At 67.4% G+C, this 17,917-nt stretch carries 11 protein-coding genes; 3 read left to right on the top strand and 8 right to left on the bottom strand.

Going from position 1 to position 17,917, the window contains the following annotated elements:
- Window positions 1-44: 44 nt before the first annotated feature.
- Genes TZ00_RS07545 through TZ00_RS07555 form a run of 3 tightly spaced genes read right to left on the bottom strand, consistent with a single transcriptional unit; the run spans window position 45 to window position 3,211 of the window.
- On the bottom strand, window positions 45-1,394 hold the full coding sequence (locus TZ00_RS07545; protein WP_044440625.1) for an extracellular solute-binding protein: 1,350 nt from the start codon (window positions 1,392-1,394) through the stop codon (window positions 45-47).
- Window positions 1,395-1,421: 27 nt separating this feature from the next.
- Window positions 1,422-2,240 carry a carbohydrate ABC transporter permease gene (locus TZ00_RS07550; protein ID WP_044440627.1) on the bottom strand — a complete coding sequence of 273 codons (819 nt, stop codon included), beginning with the start codon at window positions 2,238-2,240 and terminating at the stop codon, window positions 1,422-1,424.
- Between the two features lie 26 nt (window positions 2,241-2,266).
- Window positions 2,267-3,211: a carbohydrate ABC transporter permease gene (locus tag TZ00_RS07555; protein ID WP_044440628.1), complete on the bottom strand. Its 945-nt coding sequence runs from the start codon at window positions 3,209-3,211 to the stop codon at window positions 2,267-2,269.
- A gap of 166 nt (window positions 3,212-3,377) precedes the next feature.
- Here TZ00_RS07555 and TZ00_RS07560 point away from each other — a divergent pair, with 166 nt between their 5' ends.
- Window positions 3,378-4,211 (top strand): inositol monophosphatase family protein, encoded by an 834-nt coding sequence (locus tag TZ00_RS07560; protein ID WP_044440629.1) that lies wholly within the window; start codon window positions 3,378-3,380, stop codon window positions 4,209-4,211.
- A 64-nt stretch (window positions 4,212-4,275) separates the two neighbouring features.
- On the opposite strand, the gene TZ00_RS07565 is transcribed toward TZ00_RS07560, so the two are convergent.
- The 3 genes from TZ00_RS07565 to TZ00_RS07575 form a co-directional block, all read right to left on the bottom strand.
- The gene (locus TZ00_RS07565; protein ID WP_152631114.1) at window positions 4,276-4,932 is read right to left on the bottom strand and encodes a heme utilization protein; all 657 of its coding nucleotides are present in this window, start codon (window positions 4,930-4,932) and stop codon (window positions 4,276-4,278) included.
- Between the two features lie 122 nt (window positions 4,933-5,054).
- Complete coding sequence (locus tag TZ00_RS07570) at window positions 5,055-6,125, bottom strand: LacI family DNA-binding transcriptional regulator (RefSeq protein ID WP_139368525.1); 1,071 nt, start codon at window positions 6,123-6,125, stop codon at window positions 5,055-5,057.
- A gap of 9 nt (window positions 6,126-6,134) precedes the next feature.
- A complete protein-coding gene (locus TZ00_RS07575; protein WP_044440631.1) occupies window positions 6,135-6,440 on the bottom strand; it encodes an HAD family hydrolase in 306 nt (101 codons plus the stop codon).
- Between the two features lie 123 nt (window positions 6,441-6,563).
- Between TZ00_RS07575 and TZ00_RS07580 the strand changes: the two genes are divergently transcribed.
- Entirely contained in the window at window positions 6,564-7,898 is a 1,335-nt protein-coding gene (locus TZ00_RS07580; protein WP_044440634.1) for an alpha/beta hydrolase, read from the top strand.
- A gap of 96 nt (window positions 7,899-7,994) precedes the next feature.
- Window positions 7,995-12,944 carry a DUF4011 domain-containing protein gene (locus TZ00_RS07585; RefSeq protein ID WP_052521394.1) on the top strand — a complete coding sequence of 1,650 codons (4,950 nt, stop codon included), beginning with the start codon at window positions 7,995-7,997 and terminating at the stop codon, window positions 12,942-12,944.
- 124 nt (window positions 12,945-13,068) lie between these two features.
- On the opposite strand, the gene TZ00_RS07590 is transcribed toward TZ00_RS07585, so the two are convergent.
- Window positions 13,069-14,337: an APC family permease gene (locus TZ00_RS07590; RefSeq protein WP_044440636.1), complete on the bottom strand. Its 1,269-nt coding sequence runs from the start codon at window positions 14,335-14,337 to the stop codon at window positions 13,069-13,071.
- A gap of 60 nt (window positions 14,338-14,397) precedes the next feature.
- Entirely contained in the window at window positions 14,398-17,886 is a 3,489-nt protein-coding gene (locus tag TZ00_RS07595; protein ID WP_044440638.1) for a proline dehydrogenase family protein, read from the bottom strand.
- Between the last annotated feature and the right edge of the window lie 31 nt (window positions 17,887-17,917).

Below are 17,917 nucleotides of genomic sequence, written 5' to 3' on the forward strand. Positions count from 1 at the left end.
CCACTCAGGCTGCACACGTTTCGCGATCAGCGGCCGGCGGAGGCTCAGCCGGCCGCCGTGTTGTACGCCGCGATCTGGTCCGCTGCCTTCGACTCGGCGTCCTTCATCGTGGAGGTAACGTCGGCCCCCTCGACGATCTGGTTGAACGCGCCGATGACCGTGGCGCGCACCGTCGGAAAGGCGCCCGTGCGGCATCCGGCTGCGGCCTGGCTGGCCGGCGTGTTCGCGAGCTGGTCAGCCATCGCCGCGACGTTCGGATCGGAAAGAGACTGCTTGCCGGCCGTCGTGTCGGCGGCTCCCGTGTTCGATGCAAGGTAGCCCGTGGCGCTCGACCACTCGGCCTGCACATCGGCCGAGTGCAGGTAGGTGAGGAACTCGTATGCAGCCTGCTGCTGCGCCTCGGAGTGCCCGTCGCCCGAGATCCACAGAGCGTTGCCACCGACCACCACACCGGCGTCTTTCGAGTTCGAGGTCTTCGGGAAGGCAGAAACCTTCGAGGCGGTCTTGCTGGGGTCGGCGGTCGTGTATGCGCCCGATGAGGTGAGCATGATGCCCACCTTGTTGCTGGCGAACGCCGAGACCATGGCGCTGTTGTCTGTGCCGGGGTTCAACGCGGTTCCGTCGGAGAACAGTTTCTGCAGCTGACCCATGAACGCCACCTGGGTCGGGGTCGTCAGGTCGAGTCCCGTCACCTTGTCGGAACCGCGGCCGTTCTCGGGAGTGCAGAAGTTCTCCCCACCCGAGGCGGACATCTCCTCCAGCATCCACGAATCGCTCATGTTCATGGTCATGCCGTACGCGCCCGTCGAGGCGTGGATCTTCTCGGCCCAGTCAGCCACCTCGGCGAGTGTCGTCGGCGGGGTATCGGGGTTGAGCCCGGCCTGCGTGACCAGCGAACGGTTCAGGTACAGCACCGGCTGCGACACTGAGAACGGCATGGCCGCGAGGCCACCGGATGCTGCCGCGTAGTACGAGCTGACGATCGGGGGAAAGCTGTCGGCGTCGAACGATGAGTCCTTGTCGGTGAACGTCGACAGGGGCACGGTCTTCTTCGAGTCGACCATAAAGCCTGTCGAGATGTCGTTCATCATCAGCACGTCGGGCGTCGAGTTTGACTGCACCGCGGCCGTGTACTTGGTCTGCACATCGGCGTAGCTGCCCTGGAACGAGGCGTCGACCGTGATCTTGCCCGCCTCCTGCGCGTTGAACTGCGAGACGAGGGTGTCGAGCTCGGTGGCCGCGGGTCCGGTCATCGCGTGCCAGAACGTGAGGGTGACAGGGCCGGATGCGGTGGCCGGGTCGGCGTCGGAGCCGGGCGCCGCGCATCCGGACAGGGCGAAGAGCATCGCTGCACCGGCGGTCGCCGCGAGGAGGGTGCGTTTACGTACGGACATAGCTTTCGAATTCCTTCTGTTCGGGTTCTATTTGAGGGCACCGGCGGTGATGCCGCCGGCGAGAAAGCGCTGTGCGAGGAGCACAACGATGAGCACGGGGAGTGTGACCATGGCGGCGCCCGCCAGCACGACGCCGATGTCGGTGGCCTCGGCGCTGGAGAGCTGGGCAATGCCCACCTGCACGGTTCGGTTGTCGGGCGAGTTGGTGACGAGCAGCGGCCAGAAGAAGCCGTTCCAGGCCGCCGTCGCGCTGACCAGGGTCACCGAGATCAGAGTCGGTCGAACGACGGGCAACAGCATTGATCGGATGAAGCGAAAGTGCCCGGCTCCGTCGAGCAGCGCGGCGTCTCGCAGCTCGCCCGGAAAACTCAGGAACGCCTGCCGGAACAGGAAGATGCTGAGCGCCGAGGCGACGAAGGGCAGGAAGACGGCGGGCACGGTGTCGATGAGGTGCCACGACGAGATCGTGAGGTAGTTCGCGATAAGGGTGGTCTCGGCGGGGATCATCATGCTCGAGAGCAGAACCAGAAAGAGCGCTCGGGTGCCGCGCAGTCGACAGAAGACCAGAGCGTAGGCTGTGGCGATGCCGATCGCGACCTGCAGGAGCGTCTGGCAGATCGTGACCACGACGCTATTGCCGAACTGCCGGCCGAGCGGAATGACCTGGGTAGCTCGAATCACGTTGTCGAGCGTGAGGTGGATGGGCACGAGCCCTTCCAGACCCTGGTCGAGCCAGGCAGTCGGCGTCAGCGCCCCCTCGAAGATGTAGTACAGCGGAAAGCAGACGACGATCACCGCTGCGACGAGCCAGACATAGAGCAGCGCGCTGCGCATCCGGGCCCGCATGGACGAGCGTCTTTTCGGCGAGCGCATCAGTAGTTCACCCGCTTCTCGAGCACGCCGAACTGCACGAGCGACAGCGCGAGCACCAGCAGAAAGAGCACCACGCCGAGCGCCGCGGCGAGGCCGAAGTTGGCGCTGCCCGCACCGAACGCCGACTGATAGATGTTGTAGACGAGCGTTGTGGTGGAGTTCGCCGGGCCACCGCCCGTGAGAATCTGGATCTGGCCGAAGGTGGTGAGCCCCTCGACCGCCCCGGTGACAACGATGAAGAACAGCGTGGGGGTCACGAGCGGCAGCGAGATCGACCAGAGGGTTCGAAAGGGTCCGGCTCCGTCGAGGTGTGCGGCCTCGACGACGTCGTGATCGATGGCACCGAAGGCGCCGAGCATCAACAGCACGGTGAAGCCGATCGAGCCCCACACCGTGACGACGATCACGCTCGCGAACGCCCACTGCGTGCTGGTGAGAAAAGGAATGGCTGAGCCGCCGAAACGCGTGATCACCGAGTTGACGAGTCCGTTGCCCGGCGCGAGCATGGCCGCGAAGGCGACGGATGCCGCCGAGACGCTGACGACCATCGGCGACGTCAACAGCGCCCGGAACACGGGAATACCGCGCAGCTTCGTTGTGAGCGGGATGGTGATGAGCAGCCCGAGAACGATGCGCCCGGCCACCACGGCGAGACAGAACGCCCCGGTGCGCAGCATGGTGGCGCCGAACTGCGGATCGGTGAAGATCGTCACGAAGTTCTTGGCTCCGACGAAGCCCGCCGCCTGCCCGAAGATGTCGGTTCCCTGCGTGCTGAGCCAGATGACCTTGCCGAGCGGATAGAACACGAACACGGCGAACGCAGCAAAGGCGGGCGCAAGGAGCGCGACCCCGACGCGTCGGTCGGAACGAAGCCAGGACTGCGCCGACGGGGCACGGCGCTGACCCACGGCGACGCGCCGCTCTGCAGTTGTGGAGGCTGACATTCAGCATCCTTTCGGATAATAGGGAACGTTCCCTTTTTTGGAACGGGTCAACTCTCCGACACCCTCGGTAGTGCGGTCAAGCGGTGCGAGCATCCGGTTGCCGAGCGTTCACGCGGTGTTAAGGAAGGCCTGAATCAATCCCTACTGACCACGAACAGGAGCACCCATGACACCCGACATGACGTACAACCCGAACGAGCTTGTTGACCTCGCCGAGACTGCAGCTCGAACCGCCGCCCCCGCCCTTGTTGCGGCCTTCCGCTCCGACATGGACATCTCGTTCAAGCGCGACGCGCACGACGTGGTGACCAAGTACGACCGCGAGGCCGAAAGGGTCATCAGCGAGGTATTGCAGGCCGGAGCCCCCGGATCACAGGTGCTCGGCGAAGAGACGGGCAGCTCGGGCGAGGCCCGACTGCGCTGGATCATCGACCCCATCGACGGCACGGCGAACTTCGCCCGCGGCCTGGCCTACTGGTGCGTCTCGATCGCGGCAGAGGTCGACGGCGAGGTGGTCGCGGGCGTCGTGCTCGACCCCATGGCAGACCATCTCTTCGCTGCGGGCGACGGCGAGGCCACCCTCGACGGCAAGACCATGCGATCGGCATCGGCCGACGACGACCGCTCGACGCTCCTCACGAGCTTTCCCAACCAGCACGACGTCGATCTGCTCGGCGACGCAGCCTTCGAGCTACTCGCGCAGATAACGAGCACCTACCAGCACCACCACAGCACCGGCAGCGGAGCGCTCAACCTGGTGCACGTCGCCGCGGGCTGGTCTGACGCAACAATGGGCTTCGATACGGGCGCTTGGGATGTCGCGGCCGGCGCCCACATTCTGCGTCGCGCGGGCGGACGCTACGCAGGATTCCGCGAAGGCGCCGCCGTCGACCACCCACAGCAGAGCCTCGACTACGTGGCCATGGGCGCGGGCGGCGACCACGCAGCCCTCATCGCCCGGGTGCGCGAGCTGTCGTCGAGCCGGCGCCCGGCGGCCTAGCGAAAGACTGGATGCCGTGGGCCGCCGCGCGCGCGGCCTCGGCCCGCGGCATCCGGACCCTGGGTCACGCGCCGGCCAGCACCCAGCTGTGCACGTGCTCCCAGGTCATCGTCTGCCACCAGCGACCCGACCAGTCGGGGCTGGCCGTGCGGTACATCACCACGGAGCGGCCGGCGAACGAGGCGGGCACGGGTACGTCGAGCTCCCTGATGAACTCGCCGACCTCCTCGTGCAGATCAGGGCGCACGTAGAGGTCGTGCGAGGCGAGCGAGAGGTGGCCGCGAAACAGCTCGGGCACGAAGTCGTTCGGCAGCGGGTTGTTCATGGGGCGCCTGAGCGGCTCGACCGCGGCATCGATGTCTCGGGCGAGGCTCACCAGTTCGTCGTTCACCGTTCCGTCGGCGTTCTGGCTCACGTCGTAGACGTAGCCGATTCCCTGAGACCGGATGCCCGCGTTATGCACCTCGAACGCCTCGCGATTCGCGAGCAGCGCGGTCACGGCCTCGATGACCTCGTTCTCGTTGAAGCCGAAGGGCTGGCTGCCGACGAGCGTGGCGTGCGGGGGGAACGCGCCCGCCGAGAGCAGCCCGTATTGCGCGCGCAGCTGGTCGGTGACGACGGTCACGGCACGGCAGGTCTTCGCGTCGGGGCGCAGGTAGATGCCATAGCGGTAGGGATCGCTGTCGTCGCGGGGCAGCTTATGGGCGATGTGGTCGTTCACACGATCTCGCTTTCTAGGGTGAGTGTCATTCAGAGTAGGGAACGTTCCCTATTCTCGGACACAATCACAACGGGAGGAGTGAACGCGCAGGCGTCCAGTGGGTGAACGAACGGTGACGAGGGCTAGACGGCCGCGGCGGTTCGCCCGGGGATCAGCTCGCCGTCGATCGAGCGATGCCTCGCTCCCTGGGAGAGCCCCTCGATCTGATCGACCACATCGTCGACGGAGAGCTGCCCGATGAGCGTCAGCGGCTGGCGCCACGAGGTGAATCCGAGAATGCTCGATGTGAAGGGCTTCACCCCGTCGTAGCCGGTAACGGAGATGTCATTCGGGGCGGTGAGGCCCCGCCTCTGCAGCGATTCGAGAACGGCGAGCGCCCACGAGTCGCTCGGCGCCATCAACGCGGTGACGCCGCCGACGTCGAGGATCGCCTGCACGATACTGTCAGTGCCCTCGATCTCGAGCCCGTAGTCCTCGCAGCGGAACGGCAGAACGTCGACACCGGCGTCGCGCAGGTACTGCACCATGGCCTCGGTTCTCGCCGACTGAGTGAGCGAAGAGGCGGCCGTATGCGTCATCACAGCCACCCGGCGGTGGCCGAGTCCGACGACGTGCTCTGCCATTCCACGCCCACCGCCGACCTCGTCGCAGTAGATGCTGCTCACCGAGGGGTCCGCCTCTGGGCGACCCGCGATGACGGTCGGGATGCGCCGGGCAAAGGGAATGATGTCTTCGACGGGCAGAGCGCCGCTGCAGACGATCAACCCCTCGACGCGCAGCGACACGAGTGTCTCGAGCGCCCGACGCTCCTCCTCGATCGGGAACGAGCCGGATCCGGTGGCCGTGACCGCGCGATATCCCCTGGCCGATGCCTGCTCTTGGAACGCCGTCAGCAGGTGTCCATAGAACGGCGTCGCGGCATCCCGCACGAAGACGCCCAGAGTGTGGGTGCGGTGCGCCGACATGCCGCGGGCGTTCGCGTTGGCCACATAGCCGATCGCCTCCGCCGCCGCCTTGACCTTCATGACCGTGCGCGCGGCCACCCCTGGCGCTCCCGACAAGGCCCTTGAGACAACCGACTTCGAAACGCCGGCAGCTGCCGCGACGTCGTGAATGGTGGGCACCGAACCGGGGTGGCGCTCGCCATGCGCGCGACCCACGGGCTCGTTGTCTTCGGGAGTCAGCTCGCGCACGCTCCTACGCTATAGGGCGCCACGCGCCAGCTGCTCCATGACGGCGCCTTCAATACCCTCCCTGTGGGCGCCGTAGCGATCCACCAGTAGAGCGGTCATGCCCACGGCGCGCGCCCCATCGATGTCGTGCAGAGGATTGTCTCCGACGAACAGGCACTCCCCCGGCTCCACGCCCAGACTTGCTGCCAGCATGCGAAAGGCCGCCCCATCTGGCTTCTGCACGCCGATCCGCTCCGAGATGCAGATGTGGTCGAAGACCTCGAGCAGCCCCGTAAAGCGCAGCTTGTCGAGGCCACCGCACGATTCAATCCCCAAAAGACGCCGCCCGGGCTGAGAATCGTCCCAGAAATGGCCCGATCTTTGGGCACTTGATGCTGCTTCGGTCTCAAGACTGATCGACCCGCAACGGAAAGACAGCCGCAGAAGTGAGAAGGTGTCATGAGGAGGCGCACAGTGCTGCATTGGTTCTACAACATCAACATCATCGACGGACCGCTCCCTATCGTTCTCTGGTCATTGGCCGCTGTGGGCGTTCTTCTGCTTCTTATTCGCCGGCCAACGCGGCGATGGCTGTTGGTCGCCGTCGGCAGCATGCTGGGCGGTGCCGCGCTGGGTCTTGCCCTTGTGATCGTCGTCGACATGACCGGCGTTGTCGGTGTGCCCTTGCCCACACCGACGGCCCCGTGGCTCGCAGCAATGTTCGCAGCCATCGGTCTCGCGATCGCGAGCTTCACCAAATCGTCACGCCGCCGAAAAGTCATCGCCGTGGGCCTGGTCGTTTTCTCTCTACTGTCTGCCGGCCTCGGCATCAACGCCGGGTTCGGGATCGACCGCACTATCGGGTCGGCTTTGGGTGTATCAACTCAGGAGGCGATCGAAGGACTCGACGGCCCCAAGCCACTCGATACGGCCACCACCCCCGCCGCGCCTCTCTACGCCAGCTGGGAGCCTCCGGCCGACATGCCCACCACGGGCAAGACGGGCCTTCTCACAGGCTCCAACGCCATCACGTCGAGCGCCGGGTTCGCGCCGCGCGAAGCCTCGATCTACCTTCCGCCGGCGGCTCAGGTCGCGAATGCTCCCGCCCTTCCGCTGGTGGTCATGATGATGGGTCAACCCGGAAATCCCCAGCCAGACTTCATCGCCGCAGCACTCGACGAGGTGGCAGCGAGGAACAAGGGGCTCGCGCCCATTGTGATCATCGCCGATCAACTCGGAGACCCCGACACCGACCCGGTCTGCGCCGACTCGGCCAGATACGGTGGAGTCGACACCTATTTCAATAAAGACATCGTCGCCTACGCGAAAAAGACGCTGCATATTCTGCAGGACCCCCAGTACTGGACGATCGCGGGGTACTCGAACGGTGGAGCCTGTGCATTCACCTGGGCGGCCAAATACCCTGAAATCTGGGGCAACATCATCGACATCTCGGGCAACGAATGGCCCGGAGACGAGAACGAAGCAGCGGCCATCGCCGACGGATACGGCGGAGACGCGAATGCCTTCGCCGCGGCCAAGCCCGCATCGTGGCTCGAGAAGAACAAGGGAAAGTTCGCGGCGCACATGGCGGTCTTCACCGCGGGCGAGAACGACCCGGAGTACACGCAATTCGCCGCAAGCAACGCGGCCCTGGCCGAGACGGCCGGTTTCACGACCAAGAACTATGTCGTGCCGGGCGCCGACCACGTTGTGACTGCCCTGCGGGGCGGGCTTCCCTATGCCTTCACCGAGCTCTACCCACGGCTCGGACTCGCGGCGCCCACCCCCTGATCCGATCTCCCCGGGCCGGTTTTGGCCGAGCACGGCTCGGCGGCGGCACTCCCCCATCGTCAGCGGCGACACTGGATACAAGGGGAGATAGGCACCATGACCAACAACACCGGCGAGCCAGTCAGGCGCGCACCGAGACACGCGGCACCGATCATCGACGGCGACGAGCCCACACCCGACGAGCCCCTCGCTGACGCTCCCGTCGAAGACGCCCCGAATCAGGACGCCCCGCCGGTCGGCGAGCCCGTGCACGACGCCGCAATCGACCCCGAAGACGCCGCCACCCTCAGTCGCCTGGAACGCAACGACGACTCCCCCGCCCGCGTGCGCAACTGGAAGCGCGACCTGCTCGATCTCACCCTGCGCAATCCTCTGCTCAACATGCCGCGCACCCAGAAGGTGCTCGACCTCGTTGTGCCGCCGGGCCTGCTCCCCTCGATCGACGACGCCGTGCACGCGGGCCGCAAGCTGCGCCTCTCGAGCGGCCTCGACGCATCCGGCCGCAAACGGGTCGACGGCATCGACTCGCACACACCCCTCGCGCACGACGAGCTGAGCGCCGTCTTCCGAACCTCGCGCACGCTCTTTTCGCAACTCGACGACGAGAAGCACCGCAAGCAGCTGCGGGCCATGAAGCGCGAGGCCGAGTCGCTCGAGCAGGAGACCGGCAGCAATTACCTGTACCTCACGCTCGGCACGCTGATTCACACACGACCGGATGGGCGCGAGGCCCGCGCTCCCCTGTTCCTGCTGCCGGTTCGGCTCACCGGCGGCCTCTCGTTCACCCCCTACTTCCTCGCCGCCGAGGGCGACGATCTGGCGACGCCGAACCTGTGCCTTCTGCAGTGGTTCGAGACCACGCAGGGGCTCGATCTCAGCGAGCTGCGCGAGCCGGCGATCGACGACTCTGGGCTGGCGATCGAGGCGGTATTCGACGGAATCCGCCGGCAGCTCGCCGAAGCCGAGCTGCCCTACCGACTCGAGGAGTCGGTGAGCCTCGCCATCCTGCGCTTCTCGACCTTTCAGATCTGGAAGGACCTCGAGCGCAACTGGCGTTCACTGCTCTCGAACCCGGTGGTCAGGCACCTGGTCGAGCGGCCGGGAGAGACGTTCATCGAGCCGGCGGGAAAGGAACGTCCCGAGATCGATGAGGCCGGCCTGAGGCTGCCGATCGCGGCAGACGGCTCGCAGATGGCGGCCGTGGTGCGCGCCACGAGCGGCCAGTCGTTCGTGCTCGAGGGCCCTCCCGGCACGGGCAAGTCGCAGACCATCACGAACCTCATCGCCCACGCGCTCACCGAGGGCAAGACCGTGCTCTTCGTGGCCGAGAAACAGGCAGCCCTCGAGGTCGTGAAGCGTCGGCTCGACGCCATTGGTCTCGGCGCGTTCAGCCTCGAACTGCACGGCGCAAAGCAGTCGATGAACACGATTCGCGAGCAGCTGCGCGAGTCGCTGCGTCTGCGCGTACCCACCGATCCGCACGCCTGGGCGCTGGCCGACACCCGGTTGCGCTCGGCGATCGCCGAACTCGAGCGGCATCCGACACGGGTGCACTCACCCAACGCACTCGGTTACACGGTGTGGTCGGCCTACGACGCACTGGCGACCCTCGGCGAGGGGCCTACCGCCGCTGTCCCCGCGACCTGGCTCACCACGACTCCCGCCGAGAGCCCCACGATTCTCACCCGCGACTTCCGCGATGCCGCGCAGCGCTTCGGGCTGCGCGCTGGGCACCCGTGGCTCATTGCCGGAGCGACGGATCCGGCCCAGCTGCAGGTTGCACCCGTCACCGATTCGTTGCGCGACCTCGCCGCCGTGCGCCCCCGCCTCGACGAGCTCTCGCCCGAGGCACGCCTCGCCCTCGGAGACCTTCGTCCAGCGACAGAACTGCCCGTCGCATCCCGTCTGCTCGAGGCCCGCTCGCGCGGTCTGCTGCCAGAGACCGACGCGCTGGCGACCATCGACCGCTCGAGCTGGCGCGAGGCATCCGACGCGCTGCGTGCCGGTCTTGCCGACTACCTCGAGCGTCACGCCGCCGTGCTCGCGAACTCCTCGGCCGCAGCGATCGAGGCGCCCAAGCTCGACGAGTGGGCCGAGCGATCGGCTGCCCTCGACGCCGCCTGGTTCCTGCCCGAGCTGCGTCGCCGCTCGATCCGCGCAGGTCTACGACCGCTGCTTCGCGTCGGGTTCGAGCCGAGCGGCAAGGCGGTCACGCCACTGCTCGTCGCGCTTCAGGCCGCCCGATCGGATGCGCAGGAGCTGCAGCGCCAGGCCGCTGCTCTGGCGGGCCTCGTGCTTCCAGCTGGATGGCAGCCCTACGCACCCGACGCGAAGAACGTTCTCGACACGGCCGTGCGCACCTCTCTCGGCTCGGTCTGGCTGGCGAAGCGCACCCCGCGCGCCTGGGGTTGGATCTCGAACGCGCGCGAATCCGGCGAGGCCGACACTGCGGTGCGCGACGGCGCCATTGTTCGCGACATCGACGCCAGCTGGAATCGCTGGCTCGCCGCTATCGGAGCTACCGGGCTTACCGTTCGACAGTGGGCCCACGGTCGCGACTGGGTCTCGGCCTGGGCCACCGACGAGGTCGCCTGGCTGATCGACGTGCGCGCAACGGGTCTTCTGCAGCTGCAGCGCTTCGCCGAGACCAGGCGCCAGCTCGAGCACCTGCGCGAACTGGGTCTCGCCGGCTTCAGCACGCAGTTGGCGACCGGCCAGATCGAGGCGGCCGACGCATCCGAGGCCCTTCTGCGGGGTCTTGCCATCGCGTCGCTCGACGAGCGACTGGCGGCCATGCAGCTCGACAGCTTCGACGGCGACGCCCAAGACAGGAGCGTCTCCGCCTATCGCGACCAGGGCGCCCTGGTGCGCGAACAGCTGCGCAGCGAGCTTGCCTCGGAACTGCTCGCAGCCCGCCCCTTCGACGCCGACGAGCTGCGCGGCGAAGTCGCCGAGCTCGCCCGCCAGATCGAGCGCAAGCGCGGTGGGCTCGCCTTCCGCGAGGTGGCCCGCCGCTATCCGCGGGCGCTCACGTCGATCGTGCCCGTGTTCCTCATGAGCCCGGGCTCGGTGGCACACTTCCTCGATCCAGACAGCATCGAATTCGACCTCGTGATCTTCGACGAAGCCTCGCAGATCAGGGTGCCGCAGGCCATCGGGGCGATGGGGCGCGGCAAGGCCGTGATCGTGGTCGGCGACTCCAAGCAGATGCCGCCCACGCGCATCATGCAGGTGGATGCGACGGGTCCCGACACTCCCGCCCCCGAGCGAGACGAGCCGCTCGTCGTCGAAGACCTCGAGTCGATTCTCACCGAATCGGTGGAGTCGGGGCTGCCGCAGCTCTGGCTCAACTGGCACTACCGCAGTCAAGACGAGAGCCTCATCGCGTTCTCGAACGCCGCGTACTACGGCAACAAGCTCGTGAGCCTGCCATCGCCGAACAGCGCGGGTGCCGGCGGCGGCACTTCAGCGGGCACCGGGCTCAGCTGGCGCCGCGTCGACGGCGTCTTCGACCGCGGACGCACTCGCACGAACGAGGTCGAAGCTCAGGCCATCGTCGACGAGATCGTGTCGCGCCTCAGAGCGCCCGCCACGATGCGCGAGTCGATCGGAGTGGTCTGCTTCAACGTGCAGCAGCGCGACCTGATTCTCGACAAGCTCGAAGACAGCACCGATCCGGTCATTCAGAAGGCCCTTCTCGCGGCTCCCGGCTCCGAACTCTTCGTGAAGAACCTCGAGAACGTGCAGGGCGACGAGCGCGACACGATCCTGTTCTCGCTGGCCTTCTCGAAAGACCCCGACACCGCTGTTCTGCCCCTGAACTTCGGGCCGCTGAACCTCCCAGGCGGCGAGCGCCGACTCAACGTGGCCGTCACTCGCGCCAAGCGACAAGTCGTGCTGTTCAGCTCGTTCGACGCGGCCGACATCCAGCTCACCCGTTCTCGCGCCCAGGGCATCGCCGACCTCAAGGCCTACCTGAACTTCGCCGCCACCCGCAGCATCGACGCCCTTCCCGGCGGCCGCCGCGGCGGGGCGCAGGATGCCGTGGCCGGCAACCACGGACGATTCGTCGACGAGATCGCCACCGCTCTCCGCGACCGCGGCCTCGAGGTCGAGACGGGGCTCGGACTCTCTTCGTTCACGGTCGACCTCGCCGTGCGCCGCCCGGGACAGGCATCCTGGGCTGTGGCCGTGATGGTCGACGGGCCCGGTTGGGCATCACGGGCAACCGTCAGCGACCGCGATGGCGCGCCGAACCTGCTCGTCGACGTGATGTCGTGGCCCGCCGTGATCCGTGCGTGGCTGCCCGCGTGGATCAGAGACCGCAGCGCTCTCATCGCACGCATCGTCGTCGCGGTCGATCACCCCGCGAGCGCACGACTGCCCGATGCGGATGCGGCCCAGGCCGTGCGCGAAGCAGGCAAGGCCGCCGATCGGGCCGCTGCAGACGCGGCGGCCGAGAAGGCGTTCCCCACCGCCGTCTCCACCTCGACGCTCGCCCGCGAACTGCCGATCTTCGAGCCCGCAGACGACAGCGCGATCCATCCGCAATCTGCACTCGAGACCGCAGATGCCGCGCAGCTCATCGAGTCAGTGGCGGCAAGCATCCTCGAGGCCGAGGGACCGATCCCCGTCGACCGTCTGGTCGGCGCGATCGCTCGCCGCTTTGACTACAGCCGCGTCGGCGATGCGAAGCGCTCTCTTCTTCAGCAGACCGTGCACGACGCCTTCACCATCTCGTCCGACGGCTTCGTGTGGCCCGCGGCCCTCGACGCGTCGACCTGGCGCGGCGCTCGGCGCACCTCATCGAGCGCCGATCGACCAGTCACCGATGTGAGCCCGCAGGAGATCTCGAATGCCATCGAGCTGCTGCTGGCCGAGTCGCTCAGTATCGACTCCGACGAGCTGCTGCGCGAGACCGCGTCGGTGCTCGGCTACTCGAGACTCACCGAGCAGACGCGCACGTGGATCGAGCGCGGCTTGGCCCTCGCCCTCTCCGAGAACCGAGCGCGGCGCGAGGGAACGAGGCTCGTTCGCCCGAGCTGACCCCCTCGCGTGGGTGTCGCCATGTGTCACACATCGACCCAACTTCGCGGTCTTGGGTCGATTCGCGCCACATCGCGAGAGTAGTCCCCGAGGTATCTGTCACAGATCGACCTCCCCCGCGAAATTAGGGTCGATTCGCGCCAAGTCGCGGGCCACGCAAGCGCACCTCGCGCAGCGCGAAGCCAGCGAGCACCACGAGTGCGCCCGTCACCACGGCGGGCAGCGGCAGCGTGACCACGAGCACCGCGCAGCCGAGCGCCCCCAGCACGCTCACCGCGCGCGGATACCTCCGATACGCAGCTCTCTGCCGAAAGGCCGCGAGGTTCGCCACGAAGTAGTACAGCAGAACCCCGAACGACGAGAACCCGATCACGCCGCGCAGATCCGCTGCGAGAACCAGCACGACGACCACCGCGCCCACCACGAGCTCCGCGCGATAGGGCGTGCTGTAGCGCGGATGCACGGCGCTGAACCAGCGCGGCAGATCCCCCTCGCGCGCCATCGCGAAGGCGGTTCGTCCGATGCCGGCAATCAGCGCCAGCAGCGCCCCGAGGGAGGCGAGAGCGGCCCCGACGCGCACCAACGGCGCGGCCCACGCCCATCCATTCGTCGTCACGACATCGACGAGCGGGTTGTCGGTGACCGCGAGACCGGATGCGCCGAGCGCCCCGAGCGCGGTCACTCCGATCGCGGCGTAAATCACCACGACAACCGCGAAGGCGATGCCGATCGCGCGGGGGATGTTCTTCGACGGGTCGCGCACCTCTTCGCCGAGCGTCGCGATGCGCGCGTACCCCGCGAAGGCGAAGAACAGCAGGCCCGCCGACTGCAGCACCGCGAGTGGTCCGCCGACATCGGCTGTGCCCGACCAGCCTGTAGCAGGCGTCGAACCCGAACCCAGCACACCGGATGCGACGACCACCGCGAGCAGGGCCAGCACGGGAATCACGATCATCTTCGTGAGCAGGGCGGTGCGGGTGATGCCGAACAGGTTCACCGTGACGAGCAGCACGACCACGGCAACCGCGACCGGACGTGCCCATTGCGAGGGCACAGCGTAGGCCGCGAAGACCATCGCCATCGCGGCCGAGCTGGCGATCTTGCCGACGAGAAAGCTCCAGCCGGCAGCGAAGCCCCAGCGCGGTCCGAGCTCCTCGCGGCCGTAGACATAGGTGCCTCCGGCCGACGGATACTGCGCGGCCAGCTGCGCCGACGACGAGGCGTTGCAGAACGCGACGATGGCCGCGACGACGAGACCCACGAGCATCCCGGCCCCGGCGATCTGCGCGGCGGGCTGGAACACCGCGAAGACGCCGGCGCCGATCATCGAGCCGAGACCGATGAAGACGGCGTCGCCGAGACCGAGTCGACGCTCCAGACGAGATGAAGTCACGCCCGAACGCTAGGGCACCCGAGTGAACGGCAGGTATCCGAGGGCAGCGCGCAGCTGCGCCTACAGCAGGCCGTCGGTGAGGGTGCTCGGGTTGCCGAAGCGGTGGTTTGTCATCGACACCGCCTGCTCACGCAGGAACGGCAGCAGCTCGATGCGACCGGCGCGAGTGACCTCACCGGCGTACACCGCGACATCTGGTTCGTCACCGAGCGCATCGGCCAGGCGAGCGGCCGAGCCGCCGATGAGCCGGATGCGCGGGGTCGCGATACCTTCCGCGGCGACCCGGGCGAGCCACGCCTCGTCGTTCTCGATCACGACCCGCACGGCCCACTCCTTGAGCAGGGCACGCATCGGGCGAGGAAGCTTGTGAGCCGACGACACGGTGAACTTCGATCTCGCCAGCGTCGCTGCCGAGAGCACGCGGAGCAACTCGTGCCGCTCACCGTCGTCGGAGAGCCGCACCGTGACGGGAACGGGCCGGTAGCGCAGCACATTGCGCTCGACTCCGAGCCCCGAGCGGTCGACGGGGGCGAACGACTGCGACCACGCGACCGCGTCGCTCTTGGCCCCGCGACGCGCGATGTCGAAGTGGTTCCAGTCGAGGCCTGCCTGCGCTGAATCAAGCAGTGCTCCGACGCGGCCGTCGAGCCCTGCATTGCTGAGGCCCTGGCTCGGTTCGCCCTCTTCGGTCGTCCACGAACCCAGGTGCACCAGGTAGTTCGGGCCTCCGGCCTTGGCTCCCGCGCCCACGGCCGAGCGCTTCCATCCGCCGAACGGCTGCCGCTGCACGATAGCACCGGTGATGCCGCGGTTCACATAGAGGTTGCCCGCCTCGACGGTCGCGAGCCACTGTTCGATCTCGGCCGCATCGAGCGAGTGCAGCCCAGCGGTCAGCCCGTAGTCTGTGCCGTTCTGGTATTCCACGGCCTGCTCGAGCGTCGACGCGTGCATGATTCCGAGAACGGGCCCGAAGTACTCGGTGGTGTGGAAGGTCGAGGCCGGCAGCACGCCCTCGCGCACCCCCGGGGTCCAGAGCCGCCCGTCGGAGCTGCGCCGCACCGGCTCGACGAGCCACTTCTCGCCGGGGCCGAGCGTGGTGAGGCCTTCGAGCAGCTTGCCCTCGGCGGGCTCGATGAGCGGGCCCATCTCGGTGAGAGGGTCGGACGCGTAGCCGACCCGCAGCGACGACACCGCATCCACGAGCTGTCGATGAAAGCGCTCGGAGCGCGCAGCGGAGCCGACGAGTATGACGAGCGACGCCGCCGAGCACTTCTGCCCTGCGTGCCCGAAAGCGCTCTTCACGATGTCGGCCACCGCCAGGTCGAGGTCGGCGGCGGGGGTTACGACGATGGCGTTCTTGCCACTCGTCTCCGCGAGAAGATCGAGGTCTCGCCGCCACGAGCGGAAGAGCTTGGCGGTCTCGTAAGCACCGGTGAGAATGACGCGGTCGACGCTCTTATGAGCGATCAGCTGCCGAGAGAGGTCGCCCTCGTCGATATCGACGAGCGCGAGCAGATCGCGTGGGATGCCGGATTCCCACAGGGCCTCGAGCAGCACCGCGGCCGAGCGTCGCGCCTGGGGTGCCTGCTTGATGATCACACCGCTTCCGGCGGCGAGCGCCGAGAGAACGGAGCCGGCCGGGATGGCCACCGGGAAGTTCCACGGCGGCGTCACGACCGTGAGCGCCGACGGCACGAACACCGCACCGTCGACGTGGTCGAGCTCCTCGGCGCGGGCCGCGTAGTAGTTGGCGAAGTCGATCGCTTCGCTCACCTCGGGGTCGCCCTCGGCGATGGTCTTGCCGGTCTCCGTGGCCATGACCTCGATGAGCCGGTCGCGGTTCGCCTCGAGCGCCAGCGCCGCCCGGCGCAGAACGGCGGCGCGCTCGGCTCCGGGCTGCGCTCCCCAGCGGCGCCCCGCCTCGCGCACCGAGTGGATGACCTCATCCAGAACCCCAGAATCGGTCACCCGAGCCGCGTCGATCGTGTCGATGCCGATGCGGTTGTTCGGCCCGACGAGACTCAGGATGCGTCGTCCCCAGCTTCGATTGGCGGCCAGCGATGGATCGGTGTCGGCCGCGTTCTCGAACCCCGTGGCGCGCGCAAGCTCAGAGAGATCGCCGCGATCCTGGGTGCGGTTCGATCCGCTCCCTGAGCCTGTCGAAGGGAACTGCTCCGACTCCAGCGCATCGACCGAGACCAAAAACCGATTCTTCTCGCGCTCGAACGCCGTGTCACTGGTAGCGATGTCGAAGACCGAAGACATGAAGTTCTCATCGCTCGCGTTCTCTTCGAGACGTCGCACGAGGTAGCTGATCGCCACGTCGAATTCCTTGGGGTGCACAACGGGCGTATAGAGCAGCAGCTGCCCGACCTCTCGGCGAACCGCGTCGGCCTGGGCGGTCGCCATGCCGAGCAGCATCTCGAAATCGATGCTCTCGGTCACGCCGCGGTGCTTGGCCAGCAGCCAGGCGAGGGCGATGTCGAACAGGTTGTGGCCCGCGACCCCGATGCGCACCGCGTCGGTGCGCTCGGGGGTCAGCGCCCACTCGAGAACGCGTTTGTAGTTGGTGTCGGTCTCACGTTTGGTGTCGTAGGTGGCGAGCGGCCAGCCGTGGATCGCCGCGTCGACGTGCTCCATAGCGAGGTTGGCGCCCTTCACGACGCGCACCTTGATGGGGGCCCCGCCCCGTGAACGACGCGCGGCCGCCCATGTCTGCAGGCGGTGCATCGCGCCCAGCGCATCCGGCAGATAGGCCTGCAGCACGATGCCGCCGGTGTAGCCGAGCAGTTCTTCTCGGTCGAGAATTCTCATGAACACCGCGAGCGTCAGATCGAGGTCGCGGTACTCCTCCATATCGAGATTGATGAACTTGTTCGCAGGCAACGCGATTCGATACAGCGGCAGCAGAGTCTCGGCCACACGCTCGACCGTCTCGTCGAACGCCCACATCGAGAGGTCGCTGGCGATTGCAGACACCTTCACCGACACGTAGTCGACGTCGTCTCGCGCAAGCAGCTTCTCGGTGCCCTCGAGCCGTCGCCGGGCCTCCGCCGAGCCGAGCACCGCCTCTCCGAGCAGGTTGAGGTTGAGACGAGATCCATCGGCGCGCAGCTTCTCGATAGCGGGGCCGAGCTTCGAGGGCGTCGCGTCGACCACCAGGTGCCCGACCATCTGCCGCAGAACCTTGCGGGCCGCCGGTACGACGACGCCCGGAACGACCTCTCCGAAGACTCCGCCGGCCGCGACCGCGCTGCGCAGATACCAGGGAAGAAAAGCCGGCACTCGGCGGCCGAGAGTCTGTAGGTTCTTGGCGGCGACCGCCATGTCTTCGGGCCGGGCGACACCGTCGACGAAGCCCACGGTGAACGCGAGGCCGTCGGGGTCTTCGAGCACCCCTGCGAGGCGCTCGGCCGAGGGGTCGGGAGCCACGTCTTTCGACTCGTCGAGCCAGCGGCGCACGAGCGCTACGGCCTGCGCCGCAAGATCGGCGGGCGTGAGGCTCGGGTCGGCCTCGAATTCGGGCGAGTTCGGGTTCGCAGAGGTCACTCTTCGAGGATATGACGTGGGCACCCCCAAC

Origin of the sequence: Agreia bicolorata (assembly GCF_000938265.1) — a bacterium.
Lineage (GTDB): Bacteria > Actinomycetota > Actinomycetes > Actinomycetales > Microbacteriaceae > Agreia > Agreia bicolorata.

Coding starts and splice junctions, on each gene's coding strand:
- TZ00_RS07545 (WP_044440625.1), bottom strand. CDS start 1,394: ATGTCCGTACGTAAACGCACCCTCCTCGCGGCGACCGCCGGTGCAGCG.
- TZ00_RS07550 (WP_044440627.1), bottom strand. CDS start 2,240: ATGCGGGCCCGGATGCGCAGCGCGCTGCTCTATGTCTGGCTCGTCGCA.
- TZ00_RS07555 (WP_044440628.1), bottom strand. CDS start 3,211: ATGTCAGCCTCCACAACTGCAGAGCGGCGCGTCGCCGTGGGTCAGCGC.
- TZ00_RS07560 (WP_044440629.1), top strand. CDS start 3,378: ATGACACCCGACATGACGTACAACCCGAACGAGCTTGTTGACCTCGCC.
- TZ00_RS07580 (WP_044440634.1), top strand. CDS start 6,564: ATGAGGAGGCGCACAGTGCTGCATTGGTTCTACAACATCAACATCATC.
- TZ00_RS07585 (WP_052521394.1), top strand. CDS start 7,995: ATGACCAACAACACCGGCGAGCCAGTCAGGCGCGCACCGAGACACGCG.